Genomic DNA, 11,640 nt, shown 5'->3' with positions numbered 1-11,640 from the left:
CGCGATGAAATGCAACCCTGCCGAGAGCACGTTGGCCAGCCCCAGGCGCCAAGGTAAGGAGCGGCGTTCCTGCTGTCGTTCTTGTTGAGAACGGCTGAGGCGGGGCTCTGGATCCACCTCTCCGTCTGTCAAGCAATTTGCCTGGCTCTCAGCAGCCGGTTCTGGTTTGGGGGAGGTGGACTCTGCAGTAGGTTGGGCCGGGATCCCTGTGTTACGGAGATCTCGGTTGGGGTTCAATTCGTTTTGCACCTTTCCACCTCTCCCCACAGCCACATGCCAACAGAAGCCCACCGACACTTTTCTACTTCCCTCAATCAATAGCCCATCTCTGGATAGAGGGGGAGTTGTCGATGTCCAAACGCGACCGCTGTGGCAGGGCAAAGCTGTGTTGGCTTATACGGACTTCGGGTATTTCGACGCCTACTCTTTTTGCTGAGGGCAATGCTTTGAGTCACCTGGGCTCACGAAAAGCTGGCTCATGATCCTTCGAACAAGACTTGTGGAGCGGGTTTATGCTTGTTACTCAGCAACCTGTCCTGAGGCGGTTTTGGTACCCTGTGATCCCAGTATCAGCTCTGGAAGCCGGCCCACAAGCTTTCACGCTGCTGAAGACCCCTTTGGTGCTTTGGCTCAATGAGTTGGGGCAGCCCTGCGCCGTCTTGGATCGTTGCTGCCATCGCTCGGCCCAACTTTCCAAGGGGGTCGTCTGCAATGGCCACATCCGCTGCCCCTATCACGGCTGGGAGTTTGACGGCTCTGGCACCTGTGTGAAGGTGCCCCAACTTACAGACAACTTCATCCCCCCTACCTACAAGGTGGAGGGGTTTCGCTGCCAAGAGCGCTATGGCTATGTTTGGGTGGCATTGGCGGATCCCTTGACCGATATTCCCGAGATCTCAGAGGTGGCGGATCCCCGGTTTCGCCAAATTCATCAGTTCTATGAGGTCTGGAAATGTGCTGGCCTGCGCCTGATGGAAAACTCCTTTGACAATGCCCATCCCCACTTCGTCCATCAGCAGAGCTTTGGGGTGATCTCCGAGCCTGTACCCCCCGATCTGGACAGCCTTGAAGAGCTGGAGTACGGCCTTCGGGCCACCTCTGTTTTGCCGGTGTTCAACAGTGACTTGCAGAAGCAAAACTTGCGGATGTCAGAGGATCGCACAGTGCGTATCCTGGAGGGCACCTGGTTTATGCCTTTTGGTCGCAAGCTCAAAATCACCTACCCCAACGGCCTCATCCACATCATTTTCACAGCGGCTACCCCCATCGACGACCAAACCTCGCAGGTGGTGCAATTCTGTTTACGCAACGATTCGGAAGCAGAGGTGAGTGCTGAGAGTATCATCGCCTTCGATCGGCAGGTGACCCTTGAGGATCAACGGGTTCTGGAAAGCACCGACTATGACGTTCCCCTCGATATCAAGGCGGAGCAGCACATGTTTACCGATAAACCCAGCATCGTCATGCGTCGCAAGCTGGCTGCCCTCTTGAAAGCTCACGGAGAGGTGGAAGCGCGGCGGAGCAGGGATCCCGAACCCACGCCAATGGTCGGGCAGACCCAAAAGAGGGGCCGGAGCAGCCCCCCTTGGGTTTGAGAGTCTTGATTAGATTCCTCGTCAGAGCAGGGAGAGGCGCTCCCCTCGTAACTGGAACTACTTGATCTTGACGGTGGCGCCGGCTTCTTCCAGCTTCTTCTTGATGTCGTTGGCTTCCTCTTTGGCAACCCCTTCTTTGACGGGTTTGGGAGCCGCCTCGACCAGATCTTTGGCATCCTTCAGGCCCAAGCCGGTCAACTCGCGCACCACCTTGAGGATGGCGATCTTCTTGTCGGCTGGCACAGCCTCGAGGATGACATCAAAGGCAGTTTGCTCTTCCACCGGCTCAGGGGCTGCCGCCGGAGCTGCCGCCGCCGCTGCCACAGGAGCTGCCATGACCATGCCGCCGGCTGGGGCTGCTGCACTGACGCCAAAGGTTTCCTCGATGGCTTTCACCAGCTCGGAAGCTTCCAGCAAGCTCAAGGCTTTCAACTCTTCCAAAATCTTTGCAACGCGCTCTGAAGACATGATGGTTTCTCCTTGGGGGTAACAGAATCGATACACAGGTTTGGGCTGATGAACTGAAGCCCTTTATGCGGCCTCCTTGTCGGCAATGGCCCGGATGGCCCGCCCCAGAGAGGCTGGGATCTCGTGGATACCGCGCGCCACTTGCGTGGGCACAGCATTGAGCCCGACCGCCAGGCCGGTGGCCACCGACTTGAGGCTGCCCGCCACTTGGGCCATGAGCACTTCCTTGGGCGGTAGCTCGGCGATGGCCTTGGCCTGCTCCAAGGTCAGGGATAGCCCTTCAATGCCGGCACCGCGGAACTCGGTTTTCTTGGTTTGCTTGGCAAAATCCTGATACGCCTTCAGGGCGGCTGAAATATCGCCCCGAATCAAGATAAAGGCCGTCGGCCCCGCCAAAAAGGGAATGATCCCTGCCCAAGCTTTTTGGTCGGCGATGGCTCGCCGCATCAGGGTATTCTTAACAACCATGCAAACCGAATCCGACTTGCGCAGCTCTGCCCGCAGTTGGTCCATCTCCGCAACGGTCAGCCCCTTGTAGTCGATCACCAGCACCATTTGGCTGGCCTGCAGCAGGGATCGGACTTTATCGACGATCTCCGCTTTCTTCGCTAAAGGTTGCTTGCCCATGCGCTCACCTCCTTTGTTGTCAATGGTCACCCAGGGTTGAACGGGTGGTGAATCTGGGTTCCACCAAACAGAATGCGCCCCAGCCGTAGCCGAGACGCATGGAGATAAGCGCACCCTCAAAAGCGATCCAAGAAGGGATCCCTTTGAACTTCGCTCAAACCTCGGCAGGACATTAAGCCCGCGGGCACCTGCTGTCTTCGGCTTGCTATTCGACTGGGGAAAGATGTTCTGCCGGGATCCTCCTCCAAATTCACTCACTCAAACCCTTTTCAACCCATCGCAGCGCCGAAGCCAGGCTTAGGTCGCCAACTTCAGCTCCCGCAGGGCATTGATATCAACCTCAATCGAGGGGCCCATTGTAGCAGAAACATGTAGGGTTCGCCAATACTTGCCCTTGGCTCCAGAGGGACGGTTGCGATCGATGGACTCCTGCACTGCCTTTAGGTTCTCCAGCAGAGCTTCGACGGGGAACTTGCACTTGCCGAAGATCAAATGCACAATGCCGGTGCGATCCGCCCGGTACTCCAGCTTGCCGGCTTTAAACTCTTTGATCGCCTGGGCCAGATCCATGGTCACCGTTCCCCCCTTGGGAGAAGGCATGAGGCCGCGCGGCCCCAACAGCCGCCCCAGCTTGGCCACTTGGGGCATCACATCGGGGGTGGCGATCAGAAGGTCAAAATCCATCATGCCCTTGCTGATTTCCTCGATCAGGTCTTCATATCCAACCCGATCCGCCCCTGCATTTTGGGCCTCCACCACTTTCTCGCCGCGGGCAATCACCGCCACTCGGATTTCTTGGCCGGTGCCCCTGGGCAAGACCACGGTGGTGCGCAGTTGTTGGTCGGCGTACTTGGGATCGATCCCCAGGCGGATGTGAACCTCTGCCGCCTCCTCAAATTTGGCGGTGGCCGTCTCCTTCATCAGGGCCAAAGCGGCTTCGGGAGCATAGGCAATGGGCTTCACCTTCTCCCGCAAAGCCTGCATACGTTTGGAAAGCTTTCGAGCCATCGTTTCTCCTCGGGGTACTGACGAGAACTTCTCTCCCCCACAGTGGTTTGCTAGAACAACTTTTTCAAGACCGTGAACACCTCAGACCGGGCAAGGGATCCCTCCATCAATCCACTACCGTCACCCCCATGCTGCGAGCAGTTCCGGCAATAATTTTCATGGCCGCCTCCACATCGTGGGCATTCAAATCCGGCAGCTTCTGCTCGGCGATCTGGCGCAGTTGAGCTCGGGTCAGGGATCCCACCTTGGTTTTGTGGGGCTCGCTGGAGCCAGACTCAATGCCCAGAGCCTTCTTGATCAACACCGAAGCTGGCGGCGTCTTGAGGACGAAGGTAAAGCTGCGATCCTCGAAGATGGAGATTTCAACAGGCACCACCATCCCGGCCTGATCCGCCGTCTTGGCGTTGTACTCCTTACAAAAGGCCATGATGTTGACCCCGTGTTGACCCAAGGCTGGGCCAATGGGGGGAGCGGGGGTGGCCTTGCCCGCCTGAATGGCCAACTTGACCACGGCCACCAACTTCTTAGCCATGAAACGCAGTTACACCTCTTTTCGCACTTGACCAAACTCTAATTCTACCGGGGTATCGCGCCCGAAAATCGAGATCAACGCCTTGAGCTTGCCCCGTTCTGGGCTGACCTCCACCACCTCGCCGTAGAAACCCTGGAAGGGGCCGGATAGCACCTCGATGCGATCGCCAGGGGCCATGTCGATTTTGAGGGGCACTTCCTCCACCTCGACGCTGCTGAAGATGCGCTGCACCTCACTTTGGCTGAGGGGACGCGGCGTAACATGCCCCCGACCACGACCGTAGGCCCGTTTTTCTTCCGTGCCAACAAAGTTGATCACATTGGGGGTTGTTTTCACCACCATCCAAGTGTCGTCGTTCATGTCCATGCGCACCAGGACATAGCCGGGAAAAATCTTCTCCTCTTGCTCCTGGCGCTTGCCGGTTCGATCCAGCTTGAAGCCCGTCCGCTTCGGGATCACCACCTCGACAATTTGATCCGCCACATCCAAAGCAGCCGCCCGTTGCATCAGGGTGCTCTTCACTTTGTTCTCGCAGCCTGAGGCCACCTGCACGGCGTACCAGCGCAGGTTGCGACGCTCTTGACCTTCCCCCTCGTCTGGTTCCGGGATCGCGTCTGCAGGCTCAAAGTGCTCCACACGGCCCCCACGACGTTTTCGCTGCTGCTCTGGCCTCATCACCTCACATCCTCCCTGTAGCCATCCTTGAACATGACTCTCTTGCCCCTCAGGACAGAACATCACAAGAACAGCTGAGTGGCTACCCAAGCAAACACTTGATCGACCAGGTAGATGAAGGAAGCAAAAGCCAACACAATCAGTAAGACCCCTACCGACTCGCCGATCAATTGCCGGCGGCTCGGCCAAACAATCTTGCTTAATTCTGTGCGGGTCTCTTGAATAAAACCCGGGATCCCTTTGGGTGCGGTGGAACTGTCTTTGGAGTGACCCCGGCTGGCGGGATCCAAACGCTGTTCCGTATCGGCTTTGCTGGAGGGGGTGCTCTTAACCACGGCGGTGTTCTCCTAATGGATCCCGAAAACGGTGTACCGCATTTCAGCAGGCACGGGATCGGCTTTGCGATCCTAACAGATTTACCGGGAATGGGATCCAACCTTAGGGAGTGGGGGTGGGCTCAGGTGTCAAGGAAGCGGGAGAAAGCAGCAGGGAGCGGCGGCGGGATTGGTTAAATTGCTCCACAGCAGCATCGACGCTGGCCTTCCCGTCCCAGCGGGAAGCAGCATTCTGGCGGGAGAGGAAGTCGGCAGCCCGGAAGAGATCGTTGACGTTAATGCTGGTGCCATCGAACAGAGGGGGATTGCTGTCGCGGCGAATGGCCTCGTTGACACTTCCGCTTTGGGCCAGGGCCACCCCAGAACCGCTCAGAACCGAGCTCAAAGCCATCCCCACCAGAAGCAGCACTGGGGGCGAGGGGATCCCACGCCAGCAGACGGGCGATGGATTCAGGAGACGGTTGAGAAGCTTGCCGAGCATGATTTATTTCTCCGCTTCGTTTACACGAGGGTGCTGCTCCGCCAGCCCCTCTACCAACAACTGCTGCTCTTCGGCGGTCAAGGGGCGCTTGGCCAACAGGTCTGGCCGCCTTTGCCAGGTTCGAACCAGCTGCTGCTGCAGACGCCAACGGGCAATGGCTTGATGGTCGCCTGAGAGGAGCACCGGCGGCACCTTGTGCCCCTGAAACTCTGGCGGGCGGGTGTACTGAGGATAGTCCAACAGCCCCGCCTGGAAGCTTTCGCTCTTTAACGAGTCTACCTTGCCCACAGTGCCCGGCAAGAGCCTCACCACGCCGTTGATCAGGGCCAGCGCCGGAATTTCCCCCCCCGTCAGGACAAAATCCCCCAGCGACACCTCGCGGGTGGCCAGGTATTGGCGGATGCGTTCGTCAAAGCCTTCGTACTGGCCACACAGCAGGATCAGCTGCGCCTTCTGGGCCAGCTCCTGCAGCAGCGCCTGGTTTAGCGGTTGCCCCTGGGGCGTCAGCAGAATGATCTCGCAGGGATCCAACCGGGGCAGGGAGGCAACGGCAGCAAAGAAGGGCTCCGGCTTAAGCACCATGCCCACCCCACCCCCGTAGGGCTCATCATCGACACGGCGGTGCTTGTCGGTGGCGAAGTCTCGTGGGTTAGTGCAGTGGACTTCGGCGATCCCCTGCTGTAGGGCTTTGCCCACCAGCCCAATGCGCAGCGGCGTTTCAAAAAATTCGGGGAAAAGGGTAAGGATATCGAACCGCACAGGACTCAGGACGAGGTGCGCAACCGCTCCAAATCCAGGCGCAAGGACTCAATCTGATGGATCAGCTCCATCAACTCAGCCATCTCTTCTCTGGAGATAGCCGGCTTGTTGGGGGAGGAAGCCGGTGTCGGGGGAGCATTCTCGACAGGCGCTTCAGAGTCAGGACTTGCCGAGGGGGCGTTGGCGGCTGGATCCCTGAGACTCTCAACGTAACGAACTGCCTCCTGCTCGATCAACTCTCCCTTTTGCTCCAGCTCCGCCGCCAGTTGTCCCAAGTCCATCGAAAGGCGGTTGAGGTTTTCGGTGCGCTTTTCCGGGTCTTGCAGGATCTCCACCAGAGCGGTGGCCGTGCCGTAAAAAATGTGGCGAGCCCGCGTGAACCAATCTGAAGAGTGAGAACTCATGGCAGCAGAAAGAGGTGGGTTGTGGATTATTCTAGGCGATCCACCCGACGGGATGAGCCCAAGGATACAAGCAGAATACCCGGCGTTCGAGGACAGACTGGAGTCTAGTTCTCCAAAGTCTTGAGGGCAATCTCAACCTGAAGACAGGGTTTAATCGACGGCGCGGATCTCGCCACTGTTTAGGCGCTCCACAATCGATTCCAGCAGTTCGTGCTCTTCTGGGGAAATTTCTTGATCGGCCATGACGGCACTGAGAATCTGCTGTTGCTCGGCGCGAGTCAAGACTTTGTCCGCCAAAGCCCGGTTGATTAGAGCTCTCAGCTCAGAGGGTTGAGAGGGTTCCACCGTTTTTCTCCTAGCGCTGGAGGGCAAGGGGTCCCATAATGGGGTTCTGGATCCAAGAAGCAATGGACAGCGGCCCACCACCCAGTATAACGGTACGGCTGTGGAAACCCAGGTATCCTCAAAAGACCAGAGATCCCAACCTGTGGGGGTGATTGGCGGCGGGCAGTTGGCGCAGATGTTGGCCTTGGCAGCTCGCCAGATGGGGATCCCGCTGGTGGTGCAGGCTGCTGCTCCCACCGATCCGGCGGTGGCAGTGGCCGATGGGGTGGTTTGGGGATCCACAGCCGACAGCCAGGCCACGGCCCAGTTGTTGGAGCGCTGCCCGGTGGTTACTTTTGAAAACGAGTTTATCCCTCTGCCGGAGCTGAAAAAACTGGATCCGGAGGGATCCCGCTTTCGTCCCAGCCTCAGCACGCTAGAGCCGCTGCTGGACAAGTTGCACCAACGGCAGTTCCTGGCGCGGTTGGGGTTGCCGGTGCCGACTTTTTTTCCGCTGGAGGCGGTGTTGGATTCGGCAGACCTGGCTGGACTGGGCTTTCCGGTGGTGCTCAAGCGACGGCGGCAGGGCTACGATGGGCAGGGCACCCGCATCTTGCACGAGCGAGCGGCTTTGCAGCAGGCCCTTAGCCAATCTGAGGGGATCCCGCTATTGCTGGAGGAATGGATCCCGTTCGAGCGGGAGCTGGCGGTGATGGTAGCGCGGGGGCTGAAGGGAGAGATCCGGGTTTATCCGGTGGTGGAAACTGTGCAGATTGAGCAAATCTGCCGCCATGTCCTGGTGCCTGCCCGCATCCCCCCAACCACCGAGGCCGAGATCCGGCGCTTGGCAGCCGATCTGATGGAAAAATTGGGTGCAGTTGGCGTGTTTGGCATCGAGCTGTTCTGGGTGCCGCCGCCCCACCCCAAGGCCGGGATCTGGATCAACGAAATCTCGCCGCGGGTCCACAATTCCGGCCACTACACCCTAGAAGCCTGCCGCACCTCACAATTCGAGCAACACCTGCGGGCCATCCTCGGCCTGCCTTTGGGGGATCCCTCCCTCAAGTGTGGGGGGGCAGTGATGGTCAATCTCTTGGGCTATGAGCATGCCACCGGCGATTACCCAGAAAAGCGGCAGCGCCTGGCCCAGCTCCCCAATGCCACGGTGCATTGGTACCACAAAACCCCTGCCCGCCCAGGGCGAAAACTGGGCCATGTAACCGTCTGTCTGCCGACTGCTCCCTCTCCTTTCGAAGCAGCAGCCCTTGTCCGCACCCTCGAATCCCTCTGGTACCCCCAGCCATGAGCCAAGTGTCGGATCCCTCATTTTCTCCAGCCACACAAGCCCTGATCCAGGCCATGCAACGGCGGGATGTGCCCGCGGTAGCCCAGCAGGTCAACCGCCTCTCCCCCCAAGAGCGCCCCGCCGTGTTGACCCCTGCCCTTCGATACCTCGCCGGGGTGGATCCCGCCAGCGCCCAGTGGTTTGTTCGCCACCTCATGGCCCCTGCGGTCAAAGCGCAACTGCGAGAAGGGATCCTCAAAGCCGCCCAAGACTACCTACAGGAAGCCGGCTTCACCGAAGGGATCGACTACGAATTCAAGCCTGTTCGCGAAAGCGGTGCGGAGCACCATCCCCAATCGGGGGGCAACATCTTGAGCATCAGCCGCAGAGCCTTGCCCTACGCGGCTCCCGATGACGATCCCTTGGGGCAGTTGTTGTTGGCGGAATTCTGCGAATTGCGAGACTAGGCCACCATGAGCGGTACGAGTTATCGGCTGCAGCTGTTGGACATCACTGCCCTGCCCCAACTGCTGGAGCTGGATCGGCGGTGCTATGGGGGATACTGGGGAGAACAGGGGTATCGAGCGGAGCTGGAACGACCCACAAGCACGGTGATTGGGGTAGTGGCGGAACCCGCTGCCGTTGGCGCTTCGTGTGGCTCGGGCCGAGCCGAGTTTCCCCTTCCCTCTCCAAACCCCACTTCGCCGACGCAGACGACAAAAGAGCTGGTGGGCTTCGGCATTCTCTGGCGCATTGAAGAAGAAGCGCATATCATCTCCTTGGCGGTGGATCCCGAGCACCGGCAACAGGGCTTGGGCCGGCGGATTCTGGAAGAACTGCTGAACCAAGCGAGAGCAGCAGGCTGCCGCTGGGCCACTCTGGAGGTAAAGGCTTCCAATCAAGCGGCAATCCGCCTGTACGAATCGGCAGGGTTTCAACGGCTGGGACGTCGCAAGGGGTATTACAACGGAGAAGATGCGCTGGTGTATTGGAAGAAACCGATTTAGAAGGCTATCAATTGTAAATTGAAGAACTGCAAACGTATTTCGGGATACACCTTAGGCCAGACAGTGAGCAAGCCAATAGGCTAAGCATATCAAGGCTACAGGGGATCCAACCCATTGACCGAGTGTCGATTGCCCGTTTGATTCTTTATATATAGGTCATCAAAATGCTCTCATTCTGTGGATGCAAACTGCCCGCTACAGTTCCTCCCAGCAACACTGACTCTAGCCAATGCAGCCGCATCCATCGCACAACAGAGATCCTGACTTAATCTACAAAGCTCCTGCTCGGTGGGGAAAAGCTATAATCTGCGGTATCAACAACTTGAATTCGATCCTTGCCGTTTGGTGGCCGATCAGAGCTTCAACTTACGGCTGGAGTCCTTGGGCTAATAAGATGTAAAGTTTTATTTCGAGATCCAACATTTCTGCCTCAATATATATTTTTCATATCATATTCCCCCTTTGGCCAACTTGCCTGAAAAAACACTTCAGGCTAACCTACACTTGTTATCTGTCCATCCTGAGCATTTTCAAGCTGTGAGGATCATTATGGACACCTCTGGAAACACCATTGGAGATGAGGCCATCTCTTTTGTCGTCAGTCTTTGGTCTAGGCTTATCGATTTTATGCCCAATCTCCTTGCGGCGATTGTCATCTTAATTCTGGGTTGGATAGTGGCCATGGCAGTAGCCTTCGGCGTTAGAGGACTGCTCAAAAGGACGCAACTGGACAATCGCTTGGCTGCTTGGGTTTTGGGCCAAAAGCCCGGCGAGAAGCTGCCCCAAACGGAGCGCTGGGTGGCCGCTGCCGTCTACTGGGTGATTCTTGCTTTTGTGTTGGTGGCGGTACTGAATGCCCTGCAGCTTCAAGCTGTCTCCGATCCGCTCAACAGGTTTTTGGGGGAAATCTTCGTTTATCTGCCACGGGTGGGTGGGGCGCTGGTGCTGCTGGCTGTGGGCTGGGTGGTGGCCACTGTTGCTCGGCTGGCGGTCATCCAGGGGCTGCGGCGTTTCAACCTCGATGAGCAGTTGGCCCGGCCTCTGCAACAGGAAAGCACTGCCGGTGAGGCAGGTGCAGAAGGAACCCCAACCGGCCAAGAGGGAGGTACAGAGGTCACCCCTTTCCTGCTGAATGAAACTTTGGGCAATGCCCTTTACTGGCTGATTCTGCTGTTCTTTTTGCCGATCATCCTGGATACCCTGAACCTGCAGGGGCCGCTGCAGCCGGTGCAAAACCTGCTGGATCAGTTGCTGTCGATGGTGCCGCGGATTTTGGGGGCGCTGATCATCGGTGTGGTGGGCTGGTTTTTGGCCCGCATCGTGCGTGGGATCGTCTCCAATTTGTTGGTGGCAGCAGGGGCAAATCGGTTGGGGGCACGCTTTGGCGTTCCCCAGTTGGCCCAGATCGTCGGGACGGTGGTGTATGTCTTGGTGTTGATCCCGGCGGTGATTGCGGCGCTGAATGCCTTGGAAATTCGGGCCATCTCCGATCCGGCGGTGGCGATGCTGGAGCAGGTGTTGCGGGCCATTCCCATGATCGCGGGATCCGCTTTGATCCTGGCCGTCTTTTACTTGCTGGGGCAATTTTTGGCCAGCTTGGTAACCCAGTTGCTGCAGGCGGTGGGTTTTGACCGTCTGGTCGCGGGGCTGGGCTTGCCCCTGGCCGCTGCTCCTGAGCCTGAAGGGGATCCCGCTGCCAAACGTCGCACTCCCTCCGAGATCGCCGGCTTGGTGGTCTGGGTAGGCGTGGTCTTGTTTGGGGCGGTGCCGGCAGTGGAGTTGCTGCAGTTTGCCGCCCTAACCGACATTGTGCAGGGGCTGTTGCTGATTTCCGGTCGGGTGCTCATCGGCGCCCTGGTGTTTGGGATCGGTCTTTATTTGGCCAATTTGGCCCACTCTATGATCAAGAGCTTGGGTAGCCCTTCCTCAGGGGTACTGGCCCAGGCGGCGCGGGTGGCTATCTTGGTTTTTGTTGGCGCCATGGCCCTGCAGCAGATGGGCGTGGCCACCGACATTGTGGTGTTGGCTTTTGGTCTGGTTCTGGGGGCGATTGCCGTGGCAGTGGCGTTGGCTTTTGGGTTGGGAGGTCGCGATGTAGCTGCCGAGCAGATCCGGCAATGGCTCAAGAGAGAGTGAGAGC

16 protein-coding genes and 1 other annotated feature are annotated in these 11,640 nt (G+C 58.3%); of the genes, 5 read left to right on the top strand and 11 right to left on the bottom strand.

Annotation, left to right across the window (positions count from 1 at the left end; all coding sequences use genetic code 11):
* Positions 1–249, bottom strand: a 249-nt coding sequence (locus NW829_RS10185) for a hypothetical protein (protein ID WP_414417010.1), incomplete at its 3' end; no start/stop codon positions are given.
* 263 nt (positions 250–512) lie between these two features.
* On the opposite strand from NW829_RS10185, the gene NW829_RS10180 reads away from it, so the two are divergent.
* Positions 513–1,595, top strand: coding sequence for a Rieske 2Fe-2S domain-containing protein (locus NW829_RS10180; RefSeq protein ID WP_414417009.1), 1,083 nt, complete (start codon positions 513–515; stop codon positions 1,593–1,595).
* A gap of 57 nt (positions 1,596–1,652) precedes the next feature.
* Here the strand turns inward: NW829_RS10180 and rplL are convergent, their stop codons facing one another.
* The 10 genes from rplL to NW829_RS10130 all read right to left on the bottom strand — a co-directional run bounded on the left by rplL (position 1,653) and on the right by NW829_RS10130 (position 7,229).
* Entirely contained in the window at positions 1,653–2,063 is a 411-nt protein-coding gene (gene rplL / locus NW829_RS10175; RefSeq protein ID WP_414329114.1) for a 50S ribosomal protein L7/L12, read from the bottom strand.
* 63 nt (positions 2,064–2,126) lie between these two features.
* Positions 2,127–2,690: a 50S ribosomal protein L10 gene (gene rplJ / locus NW829_RS10170; protein WP_011432851.1), complete on the bottom strand. Its 564-nt coding sequence runs from the start codon at positions 2,688–2,690 to the stop codon at positions 2,127–2,129.
* Between the two features lie 59 nt (positions 2,691–2,749).
* Positions 2,750–2,909, bottom strand: a sequence feature (ribosomal protein L10 leader region).
* A gap of 78 nt (positions 2,910–2,987) precedes the next feature.
* Positions 2,988–3,698 carry a 50S ribosomal protein L1 gene (gene rplA, locus NW829_RS10165; RefSeq protein WP_011432850.1) on the bottom strand — a complete coding sequence of 237 codons (711 nt, stop codon included), beginning with the start codon at positions 3,696–3,698 and terminating at the stop codon, positions 2,988–2,990.
* A 106-nt stretch (positions 3,699–3,804) separates the two neighbouring features.
* Positions 3,805–4,230: a 50S ribosomal protein L11 gene (rplK, locus tag NW829_RS10160; protein WP_011432849.1), complete on the bottom strand. Its 426-nt coding sequence runs from the start codon at positions 4,228–4,230 to the stop codon at positions 3,805–3,807.
* 9 nt (positions 4,231–4,239) lie between these two features.
* Positions 4,240–4,905 (bottom strand): transcription termination/antitermination protein NusG, encoded by a 666-nt coding sequence (gene nusG / locus NW829_RS10155; RefSeq protein WP_414342805.1) that lies wholly within the window; start codon positions 4,903–4,905, stop codon positions 4,240–4,242.
* A 62-nt stretch (positions 4,906–4,967) separates the two neighbouring features.
* Entirely contained in the window at positions 4,968–5,240 is a 273-nt protein-coding gene (secE, locus tag NW829_RS10150; protein ID WP_011432847.1) for a preprotein translocase subunit SecE, read from the bottom strand.
* A 103-nt stretch (positions 5,241–5,343) separates the two neighbouring features.
* Positions 5,344–5,721: a hypothetical protein gene (locus tag NW829_RS10145; RefSeq protein WP_414417008.1), complete on the bottom strand. Its 378-nt coding sequence runs from the start codon at positions 5,719–5,721 to the stop codon at positions 5,344–5,346.
* A 3-nt stretch (positions 5,722–5,724) separates the two neighbouring features.
* The gene (trmD, locus tag NW829_RS10140; protein ID WP_414417007.1) at positions 5,725–6,480 is read right to left on the bottom strand and encodes a tRNA (guanosine(37)-N1)-methyltransferase TrmD; all 756 of its coding nucleotides are present in this window, start codon (positions 6,478–6,480) and stop codon (positions 5,725–5,727) included.
* A 5-nt stretch (positions 6,481–6,485) separates the two neighbouring features.
* Positions 6,486–6,884, bottom strand: coding sequence for a hypothetical protein (locus NW829_RS10135; protein WP_414329472.1), 399 nt, complete (start codon positions 6,882–6,884; stop codon positions 6,486–6,488).
* Positions 6,885–7,034: 150 nt separating this feature from the next.
* Entirely contained in the window at positions 7,035–7,229 is a 195-nt protein-coding gene (locus NW829_RS10130; RefSeq protein ID WP_414329471.1) for a hypothetical protein, read from the bottom strand.
* Positions 7,230–7,371: 142 nt separating this feature from the next.
* On the opposite strand from NW829_RS10130, the gene NW829_RS10125 reads away from it, so the two are divergent.
* From NW829_RS10125 to NW829_RS10110, 4 genes are all read left to right on the top strand, one after another.
* Positions 7,372–8,514 (top strand): 5-(carboxyamino)imidazole ribonucleotide synthase, encoded by a 1,143-nt coding sequence (locus NW829_RS10125; protein ID WP_414417006.1) that lies wholly within the window; start codon positions 7,372–7,374, stop codon positions 8,512–8,514.
* Positions 8,511–8,960: a hypothetical protein gene (locus tag NW829_RS10120; protein WP_414417005.1), complete on the top strand. Its 450-nt coding sequence runs from the start codon at positions 8,511–8,513 to the stop codon at positions 8,958–8,960. The genes NW829_RS10125 and NW829_RS10120 overlap by 4 nt, the downstream gene beginning before the upstream one ends.
* A 6-nt stretch (positions 8,961–8,966) precedes the next feature.
* Positions 8,967–9,500, top strand: coding sequence for a ribosomal protein S18-alanine N-acetyltransferase (rimI, locus tag NW829_RS10115; RefSeq protein WP_414351014.1), 534 nt, complete (start codon positions 8,967–8,969; stop codon positions 9,498–9,500).
* A 549-nt stretch (positions 9,501–10,049) separates the two neighbouring features.
* A complete protein-coding gene (locus NW829_RS10110) occupies positions 10,050–11,636 on the top strand; it encodes a mechanosensitive ion channel (RefSeq protein ID WP_414417004.1) in 1,587 nt (528 codons plus the stop codon).
* Positions 11,637–11,640: the final 4 nt, after the last annotated feature.

The organism is Synechococcus sp. R55.8 (genome assembly GCF_047461895.1).
In the GTDB taxonomy this organism is placed as follows: Bacteria; Cyanobacteriota; Cyanobacteriia; order Thermostichales; family Thermostichaceae; genus Thermostichus.
Note: the sequence above shows the minus strand (reverse complement) of the source record. Positions and strands in the feature narration are given on the sequence as shown.